The sequence below is a fragment of the Nonomuraea sp. bgisy101 genome (assembly GCF_057708945.1).
Map to the genome: position 1 here is coordinate 1 of NZ_JBYITD010000003.1, position 21,467 is coordinate 21,467.

22 protein-coding genes, 4 tRNA genes and 1 pseudogene are annotated in these 21,467 nt (G+C 65.9%); 14 read left to right on the forward strand and 13 right to left on the reverse strand.

Features of this window, described 5'->3' with window-relative positions:
* Window positions 1-301 precede the first annotated feature (301 nt).
* Window positions 302-787 (forward strand): YxiG-like protein, encoded by a 486-nt coding sequence (locus AC3EO4_RS06195; RefSeq protein WP_431894208.1) that lies wholly within the window; start codon window positions 302-304, stop codon window positions 785-787.
* Between the two features lie 677 nt (window positions 788-1,464).
* Here the strand turns inward: AC3EO4_RS06195 and AC3EO4_RS06200 are convergent.
* Window positions 1,465-2,382, reverse strand: coding sequence for a sulfotransferase domain-containing protein (locus AC3EO4_RS06200; RefSeq protein ID WP_431894210.1), 918 nt, complete (start codon window positions 2,380-2,382; stop codon window positions 1,465-1,467).
* A 484-nt stretch (window positions 2,383-2,866) separates the two neighbouring features.
* On the opposite strand from AC3EO4_RS06200, the gene AC3EO4_RS06205 reads away from it, so the two are divergent.
* Window positions 2,867-3,229: a hypothetical protein gene (locus AC3EO4_RS06205; RefSeq protein ID WP_431894211.1), complete on the forward strand. Its 363-nt coding sequence runs from the start codon at window positions 2,867-2,869 to the stop codon at window positions 3,227-3,229.
* On the opposite strand, the pseudogene AC3EO4_RS06210 reads toward AC3EO4_RS06205, so the two are convergent.
* Window positions 3,226-3,432 (reverse strand): annotated as a pseudogene (locus AC3EO4_RS06210) (GntR family transcriptional regulator); the annotation flags it as partial. The gene AC3EO4_RS06205 and the pseudogene AC3EO4_RS06210 sit on opposite strands and share 4 nt — an antisense overlap.
* 76 nt (window positions 3,433-3,508) lie before the next feature.
* On the opposite strand from AC3EO4_RS06210, the gene AC3EO4_RS06215 reads away from it, so the two are divergent.
* From AC3EO4_RS06215 to AC3EO4_RS06235, 5 genes are all read left to right on the forward strand, one after another.
* The gene (locus AC3EO4_RS06215; RefSeq protein ID WP_431894213.1) at window positions 3,509-3,685 is read left to right on the forward strand and encodes a hypothetical protein; all 177 of its coding nucleotides are present in this window, start codon (window positions 3,509-3,511) and stop codon (window positions 3,683-3,685) included.
* Complete coding sequence (locus tag AC3EO4_RS06220) at window positions 3,673-3,795, forward strand: hypothetical protein (RefSeq protein WP_431894215.1); 123 nt, start codon at window positions 3,673-3,675, stop codon at window positions 3,793-3,795. Before AC3EO4_RS06215 ends, AC3EO4_RS06220 begins: the two co-directional genes overlap by 13 nt.
* A 92-nt stretch (window positions 3,796-3,887) precedes the next feature.
* Entirely contained in the window at window positions 3,888-5,255 is a 1,368-nt protein-coding gene (locus AC3EO4_RS06225; protein WP_431894217.1) for a replication initiator, read from the forward strand.
* Window positions 5,248-5,424 carry a helix-turn-helix domain-containing protein gene (locus AC3EO4_RS06230; protein WP_431894218.1) on the forward strand — a complete coding sequence of 59 codons (177 nt, stop codon included), beginning with the start codon at window positions 5,248-5,250 and terminating at the stop codon, window positions 5,422-5,424. The genes AC3EO4_RS06225 and AC3EO4_RS06230 overlap by 8 nt, the downstream gene beginning before the upstream one ends.
* A complete protein-coding gene (locus AC3EO4_RS06235) occupies window positions 5,424-6,695 on the forward strand; it encodes a tyrosine-type recombinase/integrase (protein WP_431894219.1) in 1,272 nt (423 codons plus the stop codon). The genes AC3EO4_RS06230 and AC3EO4_RS06235 overlap by 1 nt, the downstream gene beginning before the upstream one ends.
* 55 nt (window positions 6,696-6,750) lie before the next feature.
* Here AC3EO4_RS06235 and AC3EO4_RS06240 read toward each other — a convergent pair whose 3' ends face one another.
* The 5 genes from AC3EO4_RS06240 to AC3EO4_RS06260 all read right to left on the reverse strand — a co-directional run bounded on the left by AC3EO4_RS06240 (window position 6,751) and on the right by AC3EO4_RS06260 (window position 9,595).
* Window positions 6,751-7,563, reverse strand: a complete 813-nt coding sequence (locus tag AC3EO4_RS06240) for a TRADD-N-associated membrane domain-containing protein (RefSeq protein WP_431894220.1) — start codon at window positions 7,561-7,563, stop codon at window positions 6,751-6,753.
* A 154-nt stretch (window positions 7,564-7,717) separates the two neighbouring features.
* A tRNA-Phe gene (locus AC3EO4_RS06245) sits at window positions 7,718-7,791 on the reverse strand.
* 5 nt (window positions 7,792-7,796) lie between these two features.
* A tRNA-Asp gene (locus tag AC3EO4_RS06250) sits at window positions 7,797-7,871 on the reverse strand.
* A 90-nt stretch (window positions 7,872-7,961) separates the two neighbouring features.
* Window positions 7,962-8,034, reverse strand: a tRNA-Glu gene (locus AC3EO4_RS06255).
* 82 nt (window positions 8,035-8,116) lie between these two features.
* Entirely contained in the window at window positions 8,117-9,595 is a 1,479-nt protein-coding gene (locus AC3EO4_RS06260; protein ID WP_379573474.1) for a metallophosphoesterase family protein, read from the reverse strand.
* 33 nt (window positions 9,596-9,628) lie between these two features.
* On the opposite strand from AC3EO4_RS06260, the gene AC3EO4_RS06265 reads away from it, so the two are divergent.
* On the forward strand, window positions 9,629-9,979 hold the full coding sequence (locus AC3EO4_RS06265) for a metallopeptidase family protein (protein WP_431894222.1): 351 nt from the start codon (window positions 9,629-9,631) through the stop codon (window positions 9,977-9,979).
* Between the two features lie 117 nt (window positions 9,980-10,096).
* Window positions 10,097-11,383, forward strand: a complete 1,287-nt coding sequence (locus AC3EO4_RS06270; RefSeq protein ID WP_379573472.1) for an MFS transporter — start codon at window positions 10,097-10,099, stop codon at window positions 11,381-11,383.
* Between the two features lie 14 nt (window positions 11,384-11,397).
* Here AC3EO4_RS06270 and AC3EO4_RS06275 read toward each other — a convergent pair whose 3' ends face one another.
* Complete coding sequence (locus tag AC3EO4_RS06275) at window positions 11,398-11,736, reverse strand: PspC domain-containing protein (protein WP_379573471.1); 339 nt, start codon at window positions 11,734-11,736, stop codon at window positions 11,398-11,400.
* A gap of 65 nt (window positions 11,737-11,801) precedes the next feature.
* On the opposite strand from AC3EO4_RS06275, the gene AC3EO4_RS06280 reads away from it, so the two are divergent.
* The 3 genes from AC3EO4_RS06280 (at window position 11,802) to AC3EO4_RS06290 (ending at window position 14,736) form a co-directional block, all read left to right on the forward strand.
* The gene (locus tag AC3EO4_RS06280; protein ID WP_431894224.1) at window positions 11,802-12,956 is read left to right on the forward strand and encodes an acyl-CoA dehydrogenase family protein; all 1,155 of its coding nucleotides are present in this window, start codon (window positions 11,802-11,804) and stop codon (window positions 12,954-12,956) included.
* Window positions 12,957-13,008: 52 nt separating this feature from the next.
* Window positions 13,009-13,084, forward strand: a tRNA-Lys gene (locus tag AC3EO4_RS06285).
* Between the two features lie 968 nt (window positions 13,085-14,052).
* Window positions 14,053-14,736 carry a hypothetical protein gene (locus AC3EO4_RS06290; protein ID WP_379573469.1) on the forward strand — a complete coding sequence of 228 codons (684 nt, stop codon included), beginning with the start codon at window positions 14,053-14,055 and terminating at the stop codon, window positions 14,734-14,736.
* A 208-nt stretch (window positions 14,737-14,944) separates the two neighbouring features.
* Here the strand turns inward: AC3EO4_RS06290 and AC3EO4_RS06295 are convergent, their stop codons facing one another.
* Window positions 14,945-16,006 (reverse strand): integrase core domain-containing protein, encoded by a 1,062-nt coding sequence (locus AC3EO4_RS06295; protein ID WP_431894226.1) that lies wholly within the window; start codon window positions 16,004-16,006, stop codon window positions 14,945-14,947.
* A 362-nt stretch (window positions 16,007-16,368) separates the two neighbouring features.
* Between AC3EO4_RS06295 and AC3EO4_RS06300 the strand changes: the two genes are divergently transcribed.
* Entirely contained in the window at window positions 16,369-16,782 is a 414-nt protein-coding gene (locus AC3EO4_RS06300) for an SgcJ/EcaC family oxidoreductase (protein ID WP_379573467.1), read from the forward strand.
* A 253-nt stretch (window positions 16,783-17,035) separates the two neighbouring features.
* A complete protein-coding gene (locus tag AC3EO4_RS06305; RefSeq protein ID WP_431894228.1) occupies window positions 17,036-18,157 on the forward strand; it encodes a sigma-70 family RNA polymerase sigma factor in 1,122 nt (373 codons plus the stop codon).
* 710 nt (window positions 18,158-18,867) lie between these two features.
* Here AC3EO4_RS06305 and AC3EO4_RS06310 read toward each other — a convergent pair.
* From AC3EO4_RS06310 to AC3EO4_RS06325, 4 genes are all read right to left on the reverse strand, one after another.
* On the reverse strand, window positions 18,868-19,062 hold the full coding sequence (locus tag AC3EO4_RS06310; protein ID WP_431894230.1) for a hypothetical protein: 195 nt from the start codon (window positions 19,060-19,062) through the stop codon (window positions 18,868-18,870).
* A 324-nt stretch (window positions 19,063-19,386) separates the two neighbouring features.
* The gene (locus AC3EO4_RS06315) at window positions 19,387-19,656 is read right to left on the reverse strand and encodes a hypothetical protein (RefSeq protein ID WP_431894231.1); all 270 of its coding nucleotides are present in this window, start codon (window positions 19,654-19,656) and stop codon (window positions 19,387-19,389) included.
* 724 nt (window positions 19,657-20,380) lie between these two features.
* On the reverse strand, window positions 20,381-21,034 hold the full coding sequence (locus AC3EO4_RS06320) for a dihydrofolate reductase family protein (RefSeq protein WP_431894233.1): 654 nt from the start codon (window positions 21,032-21,034) through the stop codon (window positions 20,381-20,383).
* A gap of 119 nt (window positions 21,035-21,153) precedes the next feature.
* Complete coding sequence (locus tag AC3EO4_RS06325) at window positions 21,154-21,336, reverse strand: hypothetical protein (RefSeq protein ID WP_431894235.1); 183 nt, start codon at window positions 21,334-21,336, stop codon at window positions 21,154-21,156.
* Window positions 21,337-21,467 lie beyond the last annotated feature (131 nt).

Consider the following 21,467-nt stretch of genomic DNA (forward strand, 5'->3'; position numbering starts at 1 on the left):
CCCCCCCCCCCCCCCCCCCCCCCCCCCCCCCCCCCCCCCCCGGCGGACCGCGCAGCGGTCCGCCCTTGAAACCGTGGAGAAAGTTCTCATCCGTCAGGTGCTGACCCGTGTTGTGCTGGGCCGTGTCGGCATCGCGCACGCCGGAGCGACTGTGACCGTCGAGAGGCCAGCGGGACCTTCACACACGCCAGCCAGGTCATCACCGAGGTCGCCCGCACTACGATCAGACCGATCGCCCGGTTCAAAGTCCGCAAGCCCCAGCGGTAGCAGAAGATCGCACCGGGCGGGTAGAACTGCGTTCATGGATCCGGTGAGGCTGCAACAAGCTCTGGACGACGTCTTCGACCAGGCCCTGCTCCGCCACGGCTTCGTGAACCACATGCGCGACTACCAGCTCGTGATCCACGCGACCGCCGACCCGCGAACTGGGATCGCACCGGCGACGCTGCGCTACCTGTTCCGCTACTGCGTGCAGGCCAACTGCACCACAACCGTGCCCGCCGGCATCTGGCGCGATTCCCTCGATGACCGGCTCACCACCTACGAAACCGGCGTCGACCTCGACGGACACGTCTGGGGCGTCAACTGGCAGGTGCTCTACCCCGGTGCCACGCTCGTCGCTGACTCGCCGACCGCCCGAGACTGGGCTGTAGCCATCGGCATCGACTTCCATGAAGTCCGGATCCAAACCAACGCTCACGACCTGACCTTGATCTTCTCTGACCTGCAGATCGAAGAACTCCCCTCCGAATGGCAGGGACCAGACCACAAGATTCCGATTCAATAGGCGTCAGAGCAACAGATCATCTAGCCGAAGTGTCCCACCTCCCGAGCCGGATCTGTCACACGGGTCTTGAGACCGGACAGGTGCTGGCTCGGTTCTGAGCGGCTCGGTGATCTACTGGACGTGTCATCGCCCCGTGGCTACTGTGCGCCTGTGCCGTTGACTGACGCCGAGATGGCAGCCCTACTCGCCCCCGCTGGACTCCTCTTCGTCGAACGAGTGAGTCAGGAGGTCCAGAAGCCATCGCTGCCACCGGGATACTCGCCGGCGAGCGCCAAGCCCGAGCACGGCCGGTTTGATTATGTTCGCGACAACGGACCGCGTTTGCTCGCCAGTTTCGACCGCGATCTTGGGTCTGGAGTCGGGTCCGTTGTTCGTGAGAGCTGACCGCACTCACCGGCCCGAGGTCATTCGCACCGAGGAGGGGCGGGGCGGCGGCGCAGTGTCGGCGGCCATCCGGATCTGGCCGCTGGCGGCAAGGAAGAAGGCGCCATGACCATCACAGAGTGTGACCAGATTCGCTAGCCGACGCGCTGCCACACTGCCCCGATCGCCGAATCCGGCGTCGGTTGAGGCGCAGACCCCTGATGTTGGTCCCGAGCGCGGATCGGCAGTTATGGGCGGCGGGCGGCGCTGACGATCAGCTTTGGGTAGTGCGGGGATACCGCCGGACGGGGATCTCAGTCGATCGGCTCGCGATGCACCCACTCGACGAGATCGTCGGACGCGAGCGCCCGCACGCGCGCGGCGTACCGGGCGAGGTCGGCGTCGTCGAGGAGGGCGCGCCACTGGCCGCTCGTGCCGCGGCTGAAGAACGCGGCGGGATCGATCCAGTGCTCCGGACCGCCGGCGGGGACGGTCGTGTCGGCCCTGCTGCGCATCGACTCGAACGTCGCCGCCTGGACCAGGCGGGGCCATTGGTGCTCGTCGACGTCGATGCCGAGGCGCGCGGCCATCTGCCGCATCTGCCCCTCCAGGTCGGCCTTTAGGTCGTCGTAGTGCAAGTACACGACGTCGAGATCGTCGGCGGCGTCCCGGAACGTCTGCAGGTGCTCTACAGTGCGCCGCAGCGACGACCCGACCTGCGTCGATGGCGTCTCGTCGTCGACCCACTGCCAGAAGCGGTCCCGCTCGCCGTCGGGGCGCGGCCGCGGTGGCCGCAATGGTCCGAGCTCGATACCGTCGATCGCGGCCGCCCGTTTGCGTTGGCTGAGGAACGCGCCGATGTCGGTGTTGTCGATATGGCGGTCGATCGACAGCCCCACGTCGCGCGGGTCCCGCCCGACGCAGATGTACGTGACCGTCGGATCGTTGGGTATCCCGTCGAGCGGCGTGTGTGTCTTGATGAACCGGCGGTGCGTCTGGGCTTCCAGGTCCGCGAACACGTCTGTGCGGGCGCGAGTCACCATGTCGATCCACGGCGAGAGCGTGTCCAACGGGAGCGGGAGCTCCGGTTCCTGCAGTATGAGCAGGGCGCAGATCATCTGCGTCCACGTCGTCCCGCACTTTGGCGGGGTGCTGATGATGATGTCGCCGGGGCGGAGCTCGAAGCCGTCCCAGCGATTGCTGTCGTACATACTCGTCTCGTAGCGGCGCACGGCCGTCATCCTTGCAGCGGATCCGATCCCGTGAGGCCCAGATGATTCACCGCACGACATCCTGCCGAGGGCTCAAGACTGAGGTTCCGAAGGGCGTCGCGCAACAGTACGTAGCGCAGCACCCGCCCATAATGTCCGATCTCGAACACTCCGCGAGGGCATCATGAAGGCCAGAGGATGAGCGCCGAACGGCGGCTACGCGCGCGTCTACCTTGGACGCCAATCACGCTAGGTAATCGCGTTGCCGCCACCGGGCAGCTCGGTATGGCCGCTCCCGGACAGATCTGGCTGGCCGTCGTGAGCCCAGGTCAGCGGTCCATTGCCGCCTGCCGTCGGGGTGCGGTCAGAACTGGCAACCAGCAACTTCGCTGAAGCTCGGGGTGCGGTCGCCACTCACGAACAAGTGCGGTCGGTAGTTGCAACCCAAGCAAAACCACCGGTTCGACTCACGTCGGATGAGATACCCGACGTCGACGACCCGGACATGCCTGCCAAGGTGAATGCGAGCTGGTTCCGGATGGCGACGGAGTACGGCCTCTTCAACGAAGATCGCGAGTTCTTCCTAGGGGTCAACTATGCGGGGGAAACGGATGAGTGGGAGAACCACTACGCGTGGGTCCGAGTCCGCCTCCTCGATGACTGGGACCTGGCCGGCAGCGAAGTCGAGCGACTACGGAGCTGGATGGCAGGACTACACACGTCGCGCTTCGTACCGGAATTCACCATGGTGTCTTTGGACGGCCTGGCGTTGATCGAGACCACCGTCTGGGGCAACGGCACCGTCAGCACGATCGCCATACGACCCTCTGCCGCGCCCGAGCCCCACTCGCCGAAGCGGGCGAGTTAATCCGAGGTGCTGCCGCCGTCGGGCTGGCTGACGAAGCTGCCCATACCCCTGACGGTATAGATGGCGCCCTCTTCACGGAGCGCCCTCATGACCTTGTGCGCTGTCATCCGCGCGATGCCGAACTCCTGCATCAGATCGTTCTCGCTGGGCACGCGAGATCCGGGGCGGTACTCCCCCGTCGCGATGCGCTCCCGGATCACCGCGGCGACCTGCTGCCACCTGGGCTGATCCTCACGAAACTCCGGATGGACGAGTCAGCGGCGTTGGTACTCCTCCCAGGTGCGAATGGTCACTTTCGGCCTTCTCGGCAGCGAGATCGACCCCGAGCACCTCCGCTTTCACCACTACTGCACCGGCATCGCCTTCGGACCCGTCCGCTTCGAGTCGACGGCCATCCTCTCCCCCGCCCGCGCACGCCACGACTCCACCCAAGGAGGGACGGCATGGACGGCCTGACGCCTCGCCACTGCTGCTGCACCTGCAACGGCACGGGCCTCGACAGTGACGGCGACACCTGCCTCGACTGCCAAGGCATCGGCATCGACAACCACGGCGCACAGCCGTGAGCTCCCCTCACCTGGCCACACAACCGCCAAGTTCCGCGCCAGGTGAGGGGACATCCCATCGCAGATCACATCCGGACAGGACGGACTCCATCATGCCGCAGGACCACGCGGTAGCCGGGATGATCTCCCGGCTCCACGATCCCCACTACGACCGCTGGGCCGCCCAGATCAAGCGCACGGGCGGCTGCCAACAACCCATCCACCTTCGGGGCCGCGTCGACCACTACGACCACGCCGCCGGCCAACTCCTCCACCGCTACAGCACCCACCGCGAGCCGGACGGCATCCTGCGCGTGCCATGCAAGACGCGCCGCGCCTCCCGCTGCCCAGCCTGCGCCGAGACCTACCGGGCCGACACCTACCAGCTCGTCCGCGCGGGCCTGGTCGGCGGCAAGGGCGTCCCCGAGACCGTCAGCGCCCACCCGTGCCTGTTCGTTACGCTCACAGCCCCCTCGTTCGGCACCGTCCACGTGCGGCGAGAGAAGGGCGGCAAGGTCCTGCCCTGCCACGCCCGCCGCGACGCACCAACCTGCCCGCACGGGCGGGTCATGTCCTGTAAGGCACGCCACGCCGCCGACGACCCCCGTCTCGGCGAGCCGCTCTGTCCCGACTGTTACGACTACACCGGCTCGGTCCTGTTCAACGCCCTGTCCCCCGAGCTGTGGCGACGCTTCACCGAAGCACTCCGCCGGCGCTTCGCCAAGCTCTCCGGACTGACCCTCAAAGCCCTCCGCGAGCAGGTCACCATCTCCTTCGCCAAGGTCGCCGAGTACCAGCGGCGCGGCGTCGTCCACTTCCACGCCGTGATCCGCCTCGACGGACCCACCGGCCCGACCTCACCCCCGCCCGTGTGGGCCACCACGGACTCCCTGGCCGATGCCGTACAGCACGCGGCAGGAGCCGTATCGGTGGATGCTCCCACAACGAACATGACGCTCCGCTGGGGCGCTCAACTCGACGTCCGCACGATCACCATGAACGGCGACCTGACCGAACAAGCAGTCGCCGCCTACATCGCCAAGTACGCCACCAAAGCCGCCGAATGCGTCGGCACTCTCGACCGCCGCATCAACCCCCTCGACGACCTGGCCGCCCTGCCGCTGCGCGAGCACGCCCGACGCCTCTTCGCCGAATGCCTCACCCTGGGCGCCCTCGACGACCTGGCTAACCTCCGGCTCACCCAATGGGCTCACATGCTCGGCTTCCGCGGCCACTTCTCCACCAAGTCCCGCCGCTACTCCACCACCCTCGGAGCTCTCCGCTCCGCCCGCGAACACCACATGCGCCACGAAGAGATCACCACCGGACGCCTCCCGCTGTTCGACGAGGACACCGTCCTCGTGATCGCCCACTGGGCCTACGCCGGAAAGGGCCTGTCCGCCGGAGACCAGCTCCTCGCCGCCGCCCTCACCGGCACGCGACTCCCTGACTCACGACGCTTGGAGGCTTCGCATGGATGATCTCGTGCTCACCGTCGACGAGGCCGCCAAGCGGCTCCGCGTCAGCCGCTGGACCATCTACACCTTGATCCGCTCCAAGCAGCTTCGAACGGTCAAGATCGGCCGTCGCCGCCTCGTCCCGGTCGACGCCCTGTCCGAGTGCATCGACAACCTGGCGGAGGTGGCGTGATGACCAAGACCATGCTCGGTACTCCCGAGGAAGAGCCACAGCGTCGAAAGGGCCGACGCATTCGCAAGCGTTCCAATGGCGAAGGAAGCATCTGGCCGCGCAAGGACGGCCGGTATGGCTATGCCGCGTTCGTCCAGACCACGGCGGGAACGGTCAAGCGCGTGCAGGGCTCTGCCCGGACGCAAGATGATGCGCGGAAGAAGCTGACCGAGCTTCTCCGCCAGTCCGACCAGGGCATCCCCGTCTCGTCGGAGAACTGGACCGTGGCCGACTTCCTGACGTACTGGATCAAGCACATCGTTAGCGAAGAGCGGCGCCCCAAGACGTATCAGGGTTACGAGGGCGTAGTTCGCCTCCATCTCATTCCTGGTCTGGGAAAGAAGCGGCTCGGCAAACTCAACGCCCAGGACGTCAGGTTGCTCATCAACCAAGTCCGCTCCGAGTGCCAGTGCTGCCGGAACGGCTGGGACGCTTCTCGCGAGACGCCTCAATGCTGCGCCCTCAAGAACGGCAGCTGCTGTCAGTCACGGTTGTCGACTCGCATGGTGCAGTCCATCCATGCGGTCCTCCGGAACGCCCTGGAGTGCGCTGTTCGAGAGGAGATCATCGCGCGCAATGTCGCCAAGCTGGTCAAGGTCCCAGTCCCCAAGTACAAGGTCAATCGCGGCCTCACCGTTCCGCAAGCTCGGGCGGTCCTCAAGGCCGGTCGCGAACACCGGCTCTATGCCTTGTACGTCCTGGCGCTCTGCCTCGGCCTGCGCCGCGGGGAACTACTTGGACTTCGCTGGGAAGACGTTGATCTCGACGGCGCCAAGCTCGAAGTCGTCCAGAGCCTCCAGCGCGTCGGCGGACGCCTCCAGTTCGTCCGCCCCAAGACCCCCGACTCGGAGCGAACCGTCCCGCTACCTCTGATCTGCGTAGAAGCCCTGAAGGAGCATCGCAAGAAGCAGTTCGCAGAGCGCTCAGACCGCTGGGGAGAGTGGAAGGAACACGGCCTTGTCTTCCCCTCCCGCTGCGGCACCCCGATGGAGCCGGACAACCTACGACGAAGCTGGGGAACCATCCGCAAGGCCGCCGGCCTCGGCGAGATGCGCTTCCACGATCTCCGCCACACCTGCGTGACACTCCTGCTCAACCTCGGTGTCCCGCCCCAGGTCGTCCGCGACATCGTTGGCCACAGCGACATCGAGGTGACCATGACCATCTACGCCCACGTCTCCCTCGACGACAAGCGCGCGGCCCTGCACAGACTCGGGGAAGCACTCTGGTAAGTCAAAGCAGCCGCACAGTGCCTCGACGCTCACTCCAGCGTCGAGGCACTCGTCCTTACTTACCAGTGTCCTTCTCGGTCATCTCGGAGGGTTCGTCATTCTGGCGAGAGTGATCGGATCCGCCGGTGCGAGCGATCGCCTCGATCAGCTGTGCTACGGCTTCGGGCCGTTGATCATCGTTAAGCTCCCGAATGAGCCTCTGCGCGACAAGAAATCTGAACGTCTCCTCGGGCTGAGCGAAGTATGACCGCAGGTGACGAGCTGTGGTCTCTTGTAGTCGCAGGAAGGTTCGCCCGATGTACGCGGCAAGTACCGCCCCGGCCGTACCGACCAGGCCAACAACGATGCTCGACGGCGTGGACAGTGTCTTCCAGGCTGCGATACCCGATGTGCCGACGATGATCAGGAAGCCGCCCAGAATCGCCCACTGAGCGTTCCGAAAGCTCTGCTCCGCATGCTGATCGGCCCTTGTGTGATACCCACGCAGACGTTCATTCGTGATCTTCCAGAGCTCGCTGAGATAAGAGTCGTCTTGTCCGATCAGTTCCGCCTCACGAGAGCCCAGCTGAACATCCCGTCGGACTTCTCTGTTCTTGTCCTCGAAGCGCTGCTGTTGGGCCTGACGTGCATAGACCAAAGCTATGACGGCAACTAGGAAGATCACGGATGGGGCGAGCAGCACCCCAACCAAATCGATGAAGGCGTCGGCGTACGCACCCTGGTAGACCGCCCATAGCGTGATCATCCAGATCACGATTGCTACCCACAAAGCAGCAAGAGTGACGGCGAGCCAACCGAACAATCGTGCCCGCTTCCGTTCAGGTGACCCCGACCATTCCTCTTGGTTCACATTACTGTCGAACGACACCTGACCAAGATTGCGCAACGGAACCTCAGCATGGCCTCAAACGATCAAACCGTTACAGCGTCAGGTGTAGTCGTTGCTGTCACTGCTGCTGTCACAGAAACCAAAAAGCCCCGCACGCTGGTCGCGTCGGGGCGTTTTTGCTGTTCAAGAAGGGTGGTCAGGGGCAGGGTCGAACTGCCGACCTTCCGCTTTTCAGGCGGACGCTCGTACCAACTGAGCTACCTGACCCAGAGCGGTCCTGACGGGACTTGAACCCGCGACCTCCACCTTGACAGGGTGGCGAGCACTCCAAACTGCTCTACAGGACCTTGCTTCGTTCCGGCCTTCCGGCCGGAGCGCCTCGCTTAGCTTACCAGTCTTTCGGAGGTCTTCGACCTTCCGTTCGTCCGGTGTAGCCGTGCCCCCAACGGGATTCGAACCCGTGCCGCCGCCTTGAAAGGGCGGTGTCCTAGGCCGCTAGACGATGGGGGCCCGGGACTTTCGTCCCGTTCCTGACGTCTTCCGTTGGAGACCTCTGAAGCATAGGGGACGATTGCCCCTAGTGCCAAAGTGGCTATCCACCGGAAGCTCCGCTGACGGTTCCCGTTGGCGACGGGGCTGTCGTTGGCTCTGGGGAAATCATACGTCGAGGGTCCGGCTCGACGTGACGCTGAATGTACACAGACTGCTCTCCGAGGCCTCCGAGGGTGATGTCGTCCCAGGCCTGGAGCCTGTGAGTGGCTCTGTCGAAGTACAGAACGGATGCCTGGACGGGTGTCGGCTCGGCGTGTTCGAGGGCGCGCAGGCCGGCGCCGCCCGTGGAGCCCTGGACGAGGACGCGGGTTCCGGTCGGCAGCAGCGTGGTCGAGCGGCGGTGGGAGTGGCCGGCCAGGACCATGGGGGCGACTCCGGAGAAGCCCTTGGCCGCGTCGGGGTCGTGGATGGCGACGAGGTCGATGGGCGAGGGCCGCGGCAGCCGTACGGCATGCTGCCGGCCGAACTCGAGCATGTGGGCAGGGTCGTTGTTGGCCGCCACCGACTTGTCAGGGGTGAAGCGGGGGTCGCCGAGTCCGTAGATGCGCAGCCCGGCCACGGTGGCGGACTTGTCGTCGAGGACGACGGCGTTCTTCTGCGCGGCGATCGCACGCTCGGTGATCTTCGAGTCGTGGTTGCCCCTGACGAAGACGTACGGCACGCCGAGCTTGCCGATCTCCTCCATGAAGGCGTTCTCCGCCTTGGTGCCGTGGTCGGAGATGTCGCCCGTGTCCACGATGGCGTCGACCATGAACTGCTCTTTCAGGGAGCGGACGACGTTCCACGCGATCGGGTTGATGTGGATGTCCGAGACGTGAAGGATCTTGATGGAGGCCGGGGCCGGGTCGTAGGTGGGCAGCGCGGAGACCGTGTCGTACAGCTTGGAGACGTTGGTGACGAGTTTGGTGAGCTGCTGGCGGTACGACTCGAACTTGGTCACGATCGACTGGGCGCTGCCGACGAGTGACGGCGCGGCGGCGATCAGCCCCGAGTAGCGGGGCTCGACCAGGGAACTCGGACGGAAGGTGGTGGCGGCGAGGACGCCGGTGCCCGCGAGGGCGACGGCGGCGGCCAGCAGGCTGTAGAGGGCCACCTTGGGCCTGCGGAAGACGACGAGTCCGGCGAGGAGTGCGCCCGCCGCGGCGCACAGCAGGGAGCGGATCACCAGCGCCTGGACGCCGTTCCTCAGGTCGTACTCGATGATCTCGGGCAGCCGTGCGGCGAGCCGCGGGTCGTCGATGAGGGCTTTGGCCTTGTCCTGGTCGATGTTCTCGAGCGTGATGCGCAGGCGGAGGGGGGCGTCGTGGCTGCGGAACCTCAGCGTGCCGAGCGGGTGGGCGTCGACCACCGTCTCACCGGTCCACGCGGGCCTGAGCGACATCCCCGTCTCGACGGGACCGACCTGCGCGCGGACGGTGCCGCTGAGGATGATGCCGAGCCATGCGCCGACCGCGGCCACGAGAAGAACCGCCGCGACCTTCGCGGCCCGCGACCGTATGACTGTTCTGATGACGTTCATACGCCTTCTTGCCTACCCGACCGACGGGGCAGAATGGCAATCGTGATGGAGGTCTCCCGGGAGAAGTTCGAGGAACTCGTGGCCGAGGCGTTGGACACGATCCCTCCGGAGCTGACCCGTGTGATGGACAACGTCGTTGTGGTGGTGGTCGACGACCCGCCGGAGCCTGACCTGCTCGGGCTGTACACCGGCGTTCCCCTCACTCAGCGCGGCGACTGGTACTCAGCGGTTCTGCCCGACCGCATCGAGATCTACCGCAACCCGATATGCCAGATGTGCGATACCGAGGAGCAGGTCGTGAAGGAAGTGCAGATCACGGTCGTCCATGAGATCGCGCACCATTTCGGGATCGATGACGACCGACTCCACCAACTCGGCTGGTAACGCCGGGCCGGCGATTACAGTTTGCAAGAGCTTGGCTGCTTTCGGTTGCGTTCAAGCTTCTCCCCCGGCACCTTAGGTGACATAGCGAACACTCTGAGTCAGGTTCAGCGGGGACCTATGGGGGCTAGGCTTCCGGGGAGGCATCGGCGCGCCTCCGAGCGGCAGGCGACGTATGGCGAGGTCTTCGCGATACGGGAGTTCCGCGCGCTCTGGTACGGCCAGGGCCTGTCGCTGCTCGGCGACCAGCTCGCGCAGGTGGCGCTCGCCGTCCTCGTGTACAACAGGACGCAGTCGGCCATGGCCACGGCGGCCGTCTACGCGCTGACCTACCTGCCGTCGATCGTCGGCGGACCCCTCCTGGCGGGCCTGGCCGACCGTTTCGCGCGCCGCCGCGTCATGATCGTGTGCGATCTGGTCCGCGCGCTGCTCGTGGCCGCCATGGCGGTCCCCGGCATGCCGTTCGCCGGGCTGTGCGTGCTGGTGTTCTTCGTCGTGCTCCTCAGCGCGCCGTTCTCCGCGGCCAGGGCGGCGCTGCTGCCCGAGGTGCTCGAGGGCGACCGCTACGTCGTGGGCTCGGCGCTGCAGAACATGACCAACCAGGCCGTCCAGATGCTCGGCTTCGCCGCGGGCGGCGCGATGATCGCCTTCCTCGGGCCCTACCGGGCGCTGGCGCTGGACGCGGCCACCTTCCTCGCCTCCGCGCTGATCCTCGTCTCCGGGGTACGGCGCAGGCCCGCCGCCGGCCGTACGGACGGATCGAAGCCGTCGATGTGGCACATGACGCGCGCCGGCGTCGTGCTGGTCTTCGGCGACAGGAAGTTGCGCACGCTCGTCATGTTCGCCTGGCTGTGCGGCTTCTACGTGCTGCCCGAGGGCATCGCGGTGCCGTACGCGGTCGAGCTGGCGAAGGGCACGACCCTGCCCGTGCCGGTGATCACCGGCCTGCTGATGGCGGCGATGCCGACGGGAACCGTGCTGGGGGCGTTCCTCTTCAGCAGGTTCGTCTCCCCGTCCGGGCGGCTGCAGGCCATGGGCTGGCTGGCGATGCTCACCTGCGCGCCGCTGATCGTGTGCGGGATGCGGCCTTCGCTGGAGATCGTGCTCGCCCTATGGGTCCTGTCCGGAATCGGGGGCGCCTACCAGCTGGCGGCCAATGCCGCCTTCGTCCAGTGCGTCCCCGCCGAACGGCGCGGCCAGGCGTTCGGCCTGGTGCAGTCAGGGCTGATGGCGGCGCAGGGCATCGGCATCCTGATCGGCGGACTGGCCGCCGAGAGACTCGGTCCCGAACCCGTCGTCGCCCTCGCCGGTGTCAGCGGGGTGACGGCCGCGGCCGTCCTGGCCATGATGTGGACCGAGTCTCGCGGCGAGATCGTCGCCAGGGTGCGCGCTCAGGCCGCCGCCTGAGCCCGCCCGCACGGTCACGCCTGCGGCTTCTGGTCACCGGGAACCGTCGGCTCCTGGCGCTGCCAGCCCGCAGACGGGCTGTAGTCGGGGGTCGCCTGCTGCCAGGTGTCCTTGGCCTGCTTGTTGTTGATCAGGTCCTGGACGATCGAGGTGTTCTTGCCCTCCTCGGGCATGAGCAGCCAGCCGATCGCGTAGACGCCGATCCCGACGCCGCCGAACAGCGTCGCGATCGCCAGGCCGATCCTGACCAGGTTGGCGTCGATGCCGATGTAGTCGCCGATGCCGGAGCAGACACCCGCGATGATCCTGCCCTGACGGGTCCTGCGCAGCTGCTTGATGTTCGATTCGCTCATGCCTCAAGACTGCCCCCGGGGGCGGCGTTTCCACATCGGGATTGCCCCTGGTAGAACCCTGGGGTATGGACGACTTGCTGCGGGTCGACGACAAGCTCACCGGCGACCAGAAGCTGATCAGGGACACGGTCAGATCGTTCGTCGGCGACCACGTCCTGCCGTACGTGGGCGACTGGTTCGAAGAGGCCGTCTTCCCGGCCCGCGAGCTCGCGCCCGCCCTCGGCGAGCTGGGGCTCCTCGGCATGCACCTCGAGGGGTACGGCTGCGCCGGCACCGACGCGACCTCGTACGGCGTGGCCTGCCGCGAACTCGAAGCCGGCGACTCCGGGCTGCGCTCCTTCGTGTCGGTTCAGGGCTCCCTGGCCATGTTCCCCATCTGGAAGTACGGGTCCGAGGAGCAGAAGGAGCAATGGCTGCCCCTGATGGCCTCAGGGTCGGCCATCGGGTGCTTCGGCCTCACCGAACCCGACCACGGATCCGACCCCTCGTCGATGCGCACCTCCGCCAAACGCGACGGAACGGACTGGATCCTCAACGGATCCAAGATGTGGATCACCAACGGCTCGATCGCGGACGTCGCCGTGGTCTGGGCCCAGACCGACGAGGGCATCCGCGGCTTCGTCGTCCCGGCCGACACGCCCGGGTTCTCCGCTCCCCCGATTCACAAGAAGATGTCGCTCAGGGCGTCGGTGACCTCCTCCCTGTACTTCGACGACGTACGCCTGCCAGGCTCCGCCGTACTGCCTGAGGTCGTCGGCCTGCGCGGGCCGCTCTCCTGCCTGTCCGAGGCCCGCTTCGGCATCCTCTGGGGCGTCGTCGGCGCCGCCCGCGCCTGCCTGGAGTCGGCGATCGCCTACTCCCAGACCCGCGTCCAGTTCGACCGGCCCATCGGCGGCTTCCAGCTGACGCAGGAGAAGCTTGCGTGGATGTACGTCGGGCTGGCACAGTCGTCGCTGACCGCTTTCCACCTGGGAGCCCTGAAGGACGCGGGGGAACTCACACCCCGGCAGATCAGCTTCGGGAAGCTCTCCAACGTGCGAGCCGCGCTGGACATCGCCCGGCAGGCCCGCTCGATCCTGGGTGGAAACGGGATCACACTGGAGTACCCGGTGATCCGGCACATGACGAACCTGGAGAGCGTGCTGACGTACGAAGGAACAGAGGAGATCCATACGCTGGTGCTGGGAGAGGCGCTGACCGGGCTGTCGGCGTACAGGTGACGTGCCTGACGTCGCGCCGAGGGCGGTACTCTCTGTACCCTGCATCTTGCGAGGGGCGTTAGCTCAATTGGCAGAGCTGCGGACTTTTAATCCGTAGGTTCCGGGTTCGAGCCCCGGGCGCCCTACCACTCCATACCCCATCTGACCTGCGATTTCTCGATTCTCGGCCGCCTTCTGAGAGATGAAGATAGCCAAGTCGGTGCTCGGAAAGTGCTCTTCGGCACGCGTCCGGCACATGGCTGGGCATGCGGCGCGACCCCACAGGTCAAGCCAGACCCGCCAGAAGGTCAACTGAAGGGAGCGGCGGAAGAGGTCGCCGGGCACGCCAGATCTAGCTTGATCGCAAACCCGTCCAAGCACCGGTAAAGCCGCCTCCGGACCGAAGCAGAGCCCTTCTCCTCATGTTTACCCGTTCTGATCACATCTGTTCTCTGGGCGCCAGCGAGCGAGCAGAACAGGTGAGAGGCGTCCCTTCGACTGAGCGGCCCGCGATCCGCCCCCGAACCTCGCAGGTCAAGCCAGACCCGGCAGAAGGGCGAGTGAAGGGCGTAGAGGAGGGGGTGCCGGCAGACCGTGTCCAGCTTGATCGCAGACCCGTCCAAGCACTCGCAAAGCCGCTTTTCTGCCGAGGTAGAGCTGCTTCACAGTGGCATGCTCGGCATCTACACCGTCGCCGATAGCAACGGCCCCTGGGCCGGGTGCGGGAGCGACAGCATGCTCTTCAGCAGGATCGACGTCTTCAAGCTCTGCGTCACCGCAACGGATTTCGGCAATGCGAGGACTCCGCCTGGATCAAACGACCCTAGGACGGTCCGGCTGGGTCGTTCATGTCGCACCTCATCGGACAGGGAGCCTACGTCCTGCGTCTGACAACGCCGCGACAGGTCTGGACCTCGGGATCGACGCCTTCGGCAGCAGGGCTCGGACGGATCGCGACCTGCGACGGGCGACGCTCGGATGAAGGAACTCGGAGAAGTGACCTTCACTCGGATCGCCCGTCAGCATGCTGTCGTAGCTGTGAGGGAGGATCACGGCAGCTATCGAACGCTGCGGCGGCGACCACCCGCCGATGACCCCACTGTCGAAAGGGAGAGGCATGTTTCTCGAATCGCCCACCGCAAACTGGGATGCCGTGCCAGTTGAGGAGGCGCTGGAGCAGTACGACATGGCCGAAGCGAGCAACCGCACCAGCTGGGATGTCGACGACTATTTCGGTGAGGAACCCGAGCATTTCTACGTCCACCGCGGTGACCTGACGATCGACGGTGCGCTGGCGCTGGGCAACACGCCCTGCGAGGACGAGGACACGGTCTACGTCATCGATGGCGATCTAACCGTCAGCGGTCCCATCACCTTTTGCAACGCCGACGTCTACACTTCGCTCTACGTCACCGGCTCGGTCGTGGCACAGGATCTGGTGTGCCTCTGGGACAGTTGCCTGTTCGTCGGCCGGTCTTTGACCGTCCGGAACCTTCTCGCGACTTCGCTGTACGACCCGGCCGCCCTCGTCGTCAAAGGGCCGGTGTCTGCACATACCTGGCTTGAGATGGGCGGCCGGGGCTGTATCTACTTCGCCGGCAAACCAACGACCGACACCTGTGTTCGCGGGCACCTGAACGAGTACGCCGAGGGAGCCAATGCCGCTGTCTACCTCGGCGGGGAAGGCAAGGTCGCCAGCGTGGCGGAGGCGGTCCTCCCCGAGTTCCTCGAAGAGGACAGAATCTGCGACAGCCTGAAGATCCTGAAGGCGGTGCTTGAGGGCAGGCCCGTCCTGCGGTAGGCACCCGCCCAGGCGCGCTGTTGTGCCGGTTCGGGGTTCCCGCGAGCGCGTGGACCCCGACCGTCGAAGCCGACGGCACCGTCGGCGAGGACGCGTGGGACGGGGCTGGTCGTGCGGAAGGAACGCCCGCCCCCCGGCGCCCAATTGTGGGCCTGTACCGCGTCAAAACCCATCGTGTGGGGCTTGAGCTGCGCGTTCTCCGAGACGGCTACGCTGCTCGGTGATACTCGTTAATCAGCCCACCGACCACCTTCCGGCGCTTGATCCGGCCCTCTAGCGGCGTGATGGTCCGCTCGCCATGGTCGGGCGGGTGCTGTCGGCGGGACTGGTGCGGCCGATGACCGTTGTAATGATCGGCATACTCACCCAGCACCAACCGTAAGTGCCGTTCGTCGTAGATCAGCATTCGGTCGGTGCATTCGGCCCGTACCGTACGCACCCACCGCTCGGCATAGCAGTTCGCCCGAGGTGTCCGCGGTGGTGTCTTCAAGACCGTGATGCCCGTGGCGGCGAAGACCTCATCGAAGACGGTAGTGAACTCGGCGTCCCGGTCACGGACGAGAAAGCGGAATGACGTCGCCCGCTCGTCGAGATCGATCAGGAGGTTGCGGGCCTGCCGAGCGGTCCAGACGCCGGTGGGGTGGGAGGTCACACCCAAGATGTGCACACGCCGTGTGTTGATCTCCATCACGAACAACACATACAGGCGCTTCAAAAAGACCGTGTCAACATGGAAGAAATCGCAGGCCAGAAGTCCCTCAGCCTGCGCACGTAGGAAGCTTCGCCAGGAGGTATCGAGATATCGGGGCGCCGGGCGGAAGCGGCGCGAGCGCAGGATGCGCCGCACGGTCGCCTCACTGACCTGGTAGCCGAGCCGCACCAGCTCACCATGTACCCGTCGATGGCCCCATGCCGGATTCTCCCGCGCCAGACGGACGATCAAGTCCCGGACCTCCCGGCTCGTCCTCGGCCGCCCACACCGATGCGGGTAGATCCATGCGCGTCGGCGCAGGCGACGATGCCACGCCGGCAACGTCGCCGGAGTGACCAGCCGATGAGCGCGCAGCACCGCCGGCAGCCACCGGGCCAACGCCGCGAGAACGGCCCGATCGACCCAGTCCGGCTTCGGGCGCCCAACCTGACGCCGCAACACCGCCGCATCATGCCGCAACACCATGATCTCCACGTCCTTCGACGCCTGGCTACGGCCCAGCAGCATCAGCCAGCCGAACACCCGGACCGCGATCAGATACAGCAGGCGAAGAGGCACACGACGTGATCTTGTCGGCGCGGGTGGGCTCGGTCAAACTGCAGCTCGATGCGGTAGCGACGGTGTTTTGACGCGGTACAGGGGTCGGGCCGTCACCGCCACTCGCGTGCCGCGTGCCGCGTGCCGCGAACGAACATCCCCCTGATCAGCGGGGGGACTAATCAACATCATGCTGCCCTCGACCACGCCCCGCCGGGACCGGCCCGAAGAGGTCGCACGCCCGGCGGAACGGCGGCCAGGCCCGCCCTCGAAGACGTAGAGACGGATTTTCATCCGCCGCGATGAGTTCCGACCCCGCCGCCGGTATGTACTCATGAGCTCGCCGGACTACCTCGGGCGAATCGATCACAAGGGAGAATCCAATGTCGAACAACCGTGCAGCAGACGAGGCTGCTATCCAGGCCGTACTGATTGACTCCTACAAGGCGTGGGAGGCTGGCGACGCCGACGGCATGGTCGCCAACTACACCGCGGACGCGACCGCCATCATGACCGGCTCGCTCCGAGACAGCCGTGACGTGATCCGTCAGAACATGGCCCTGGCCTTCGAGGGGCCGCTCAAGGGCAGCTCGACCTACAACAAGCAGCTCAGCATCCGCTTCGTCGGTAGGGACGGCGCGATCGTCATCAGCGAATCCGCCATCCTGTTCCCCGGCGAGACCGAGGTCCCAGACGATCTGCGTAAGGTGAACTGCACCTGGCTCTTCGAGAAGCGGGACGGCCAGTGGCTGATCGCCGCCTATCACAACAGCCCGGTGCTGGCGCCTGCGCAGTGAACCCTTCCCTGTAACCAGCAGTGACCGTATGCAGAGCATGACGAATATCGGACCGAAAAGCCCTGCATCGCTCTGATCTGTAGGAACTTCACTCCCCGAGGGCCAGATGCCCTCGCATGGGCGCCTCGGACCTTGCACCACATGCAACCCGGAGGACCCACGACGCATCCGAACGAAATGTCATGCCAAGGGCCTGGAACAGGCCCTTGGCATGACATTCGTACCTACGAGCGACGTTCAGGAACAGCACTAATTGTCCAAAATCTGGGATGTATGCCATGGTCAGGTCGTTGATGACCGCGCGGGTGACCTATCCGCCCATAGCGGATTGTCACTGCAGTCGCCAGGCATGGTGGTTGTGGCGGTAGTGGGGATGGAGCGTGGCGTGATGACAGGGAAGGAAGGGTTCGATCGTCGGATCGAACCGTTCCGGACGGAGCTGCTGGCGTACTGCTACCGGATGCTCGGCTCGGCTCACGACGCGGAGGACTTGGTCCAGGACACGTACCTGAGGGCGTGGCGGGCGCGGGAGCAGTACGACGAGACCCGCAGCTCACTGCGCACCTGGCTCTACCGGATCGCAACCAACGCCTGCCTGACCGCCTTGGAGGTCCACGGTCGCCGACCGCTGCCATCGGGGCTGGTGGCCGCGTCGGATCCGCTCGGGCCGCTCGTCCAGGGAGAGCACGCCGCCTGGCTCCAGCCCTTGCCGGACTCGCTGTTGGACGCGGGCGACCCGGCTGGGGTCGTGATCGACCGCAGCAGCCTGCGCTTGGCGTTCGCCGCCGCCCTCCAGCACCTGTCGGCGCGTCAACGCGGTGCGCTGATCTTGCGTGACGTGCTCAGCTTCTCCGCGGCCGAAACGGCGGAAATCCTTGGCACCACCCTCATGTCAGTGAACAGTTCCCTGCAGCGGGCGCGTACTCGCGTCAAGGAGATCGGGGTCCGGCAGGAACGGGTCAGCGAGCCGTCTGCGGCCGAGCAGCGCGCCTGGGTCGAGCGCTACATGAAGGCATTCGAGCTGGCCGACGTCGAGGGCCTCAAGCGGCTGCTCACCGAGGACGTGATCATGGAGATGCCGCCGATGCTCAACTGGTTCTCCGGCCGCAGCAACTACGGCCTGTTCATGGAATGGGTCTTTGGGGCGGCTGGGAAGGACTGGCTCCTCAAGGAGGTCGCGGCCAACGGCGGCCAGCCCGGATTCGCCGCCTATCAGCGCGTCGGCGACGAGTACAACCTGCACACGCTCCAGATCTTCACCGTCACCGACGAGGGCATCACCCGGAACTCGGTCTTCCAGGACCCCAACATCTACGCGACTTTCGGCCTCGCGGCCAAGCTCGACGACCAGGGACTTGCCATCGACGAGGCCTAGTGAGGTGACCGTTCGCTTTCGAGTGTTATGCCGCTGGGCTGGGTCGGCCCCAGCGGTGTCCGCGTTCGCTCCGGATGCGGGCGCGTTCGTGGCGTTGGGCGCCCGGTACGTCGGGGTGGCAGGCCCAGGACGGCCCCAAGGCGCTCCACGAACCGGAAGCGGGCGGCCCGCCATGACCTGGGGAAAGTCCTCAAACGCCCAGAACAAGCCAAGTCGCCGCACCCATCGGGAAATCGTGTAGTGCGTCAAAACTCGCATGCACCTCCGCGGATGAGCGCAAGAGCGGTCGGCGACCGCCATCACCCTCTGGCAGGAAAAGGCAAACAGCACCCTGCGGGAGCGCGACTCCGCGCCCCGCACGAGCCTGGCCGAGAGCCCCAGCGCAGGAGAAGGCCAACATGGCGAAATGTGGACAGATCGAACAGTCAAGAGCGCGCCATGGCGCACCAGGCTACGCACCGCGTGCTCGTCGCGTGCTCTTCGGCAATCGGCACCCACGAACACTGGCCGACATTTTCAGACATTTCTAAATGCGACAAAATTCAGCAGAGTGATACAATTGAATCCGTTGAAACATGGCTCGGCATTAGGGCTGCTGACTTTTAATCCGTAGGTTCCGGGTGCGAGCCCCGGGCGCCCTACCTGCACAAACACCCCCGGAGCGATCTTCGTCCGGGGGTGTTTGCTAACACTCTTGCCAACAGCAGCCCTCAGAGAGCCTTGAGGGCATGGAAGACGCAGAGAATCAAGGCGACGCTGCCCGCGAAGGCCCCACCGCCCGCGATGAAGCATTGGGAGATGCTTCCGCCGTCAACGGCAACGAGGATGCCGGTGGTCTGTCCCACGAGGGCCCCGACAAGCGCAGCAATGGAGATCAGCAGCGCCCGGCGCACGGTTTCGCTCACTCTTTCCCTTCCTCGGCTAAGACACCCCAGGACCCGTGATCTGCACCGATCAGGGCATAGCTGTCCCCGGGATATCCAAGATTCATGCCGCCAGGAAGGGCGCGGCGACGTGCGGCTCACAAGGCGCACGGAACCCGTCTCATGGACGAGGCTGCCCCCATACTAGGTCAATCAAGATCTTGGTGATAGAGCAATGGGCGGCGCAGCGGCGAAGATGCCATCGAAGACAGCGGTGAACTTTGCGTCCCGATCGCGGATGAGGAAGCGGCACGACGCCGCTCGCTCGTCGAGGTCGATCAGGAGATTGCGGGCTCGCTGTGCGGCTCAAGCCTCAGTCGGGTGAAAGGTCACACCCAGGATATGCGTGCGCCGTGTGCGGACCTCCATCACGAACAACATGTACAAGCGCTTCAGAGTGATGGTGTCAACGTGGAAGAAATCGCCGGCCAAAAGCCCTTTGGCCGGCGATCTCAGGAAGGCCCGCCAGGAGGTGTCGAGATGGCGGGGCGCCGGGCCGAAACGACGGGAGCGCAGAACGCGCCGTACGGTCCCCTCGCCGACCTGGTAACCGAGCCGCAGCAGCTCGCCATGCACTCGCCCGATAGCCCAGCCGGGGGTTCTCCCGCGCCAAGCGGATGATCACGTCCCGGATCTCCCGGCTCGCCTTCGGCCGTCCGCCGCGATGCGGATGGTCCAGGCCCGTCGAAGCAGGCGACGGTGCCACGCCGGCAACGTCGCCGGGGTGACAAGCCGATGAGCGCGCAGCGCGGTCGGTAACCACCGGACCAACGCCGCGAGAATGGCCCGGTCTTCTGGCGCCCGACCTCGCGCCGCAGCACCGCCACCTCGTGCCGCAGCAGCATGATCTCCACGTCCTTCGACGCTTGGCCGCGGCCCAGCAATGTCAGCCGGCCAAGCACCCGAACCGCTATCTCGTCAGCCCCCAGCTCGCGGTCGGCCTACTGCGCGGTTCGGACGTGACCGGCGCACCGGCAGGGAGGATGACGTCGCCCGCCGGGTGGCCCAGGCCAAGACCGACGCCGAGATCGCCGAGAAATCCCGGTCGGCGTTGGGCAGATGTTGGGCCTGCACCATCGCGTCGATCGCCTCTTCCCGATCCTTCAGCTGGCCCACGATGACCGCCGTGTCGCGAGCGGACAACGTGGCCCCAGATCAGCTGAATCGTCCAACCAGGGGTTCGTCGTGATGGTCGGTCGCTGAGGCGTTGATGTCGGTGTGGCCGGAATCGGCCTCGCGGCCGGCCAGGGCCTGAGCTCAAGCCAAGACCGCGTGCCGACCATCTGTCACCTCGCCGTGCTCAGGCGATGACTTCCTGGCCGTCGTGCACCACGAACTCGCCGGTGCCGGTGGTGCCGAACTCGGCCTGGCGCAGGGTGAGCGAGACCGCGCCCGCGCCCCCCTTCAGCACCTCCGACTCGGTGATCCGGTAGGTCGCCGGTGTGGCACCGTCGGCGAACAGGCGCTTGCCGTCACCGACGACGACGGGGAACTGGAGCACCCTGTAGGTGTCGACGAGTCCGGCGTCGTGCAGGGTGCGCACCAGCTGCCAGCTGCCGTGCACCTGCAGCTCACCACCCGGCTGCTCCTTGAGCCGGCGGACCTGCTCGACGATGTCACCGCGCAGCACCGTGGTGTTGCCCCAGGCCGCGTCGTCGTCGGAGAGAGTGTTGCTGACGACGTACTTCTGCCAGGTGTTGAGGGCGGTGGCCACGATGTTGTCCGGATCGGTGACCTGCGACCAGTAGGTGCGCATCATCTCGAAGGTCTTGCGCCCCACGAGGATGGCGTCGGCCTGCCTGAACCATCCGTCGACGGGGTCGAGCTGGCCGTCGGCGGAGTGGGGCACGAGCCAGCCGCCGCGCTGGAAGTTGTTGCTGGGGTCCTCCTGGACTCCGCCGGGGCCCTGCATGACGCCATCGAGGCTGACGAAGGTGTGAACGCTGATCTCCATTGGTCTTCTCTCCTTGAGCGAGGTCGCGTACCGGCGTGCGCCGGGTCGCGGCTAGATCAGGATGTAGTGCGGTAGAAGACGCAACAAGGGACGATATTGGAACGCCCTTTTAACCACCTTCAACGATGAGGAACGCGGTGCCGGTCGCAGCCGAGCGTCGAAGTGGAAATCGAGGTTCGCTTCAACACCAGCACCTCGGTCACGTGTGCCATGGGACCCAGGAGCTTGGCGAACAGCTCCGCCGCATCGCCCTCGTAAAGGACGTCCGGCGAGATCGGCTGGACCTGGTCCAGCTCGACCATCCGGCGGCGACTGGTGATGACGACGAGGCTCTGACCGGTGCCGGGAGCAGACCGTGCACGTGCGCGGCGTCGGCGGCGTTGTCCAGCAGCACGATCGCCCGCCTGGCGGCTCAGCTCGGCACGCCACAGGG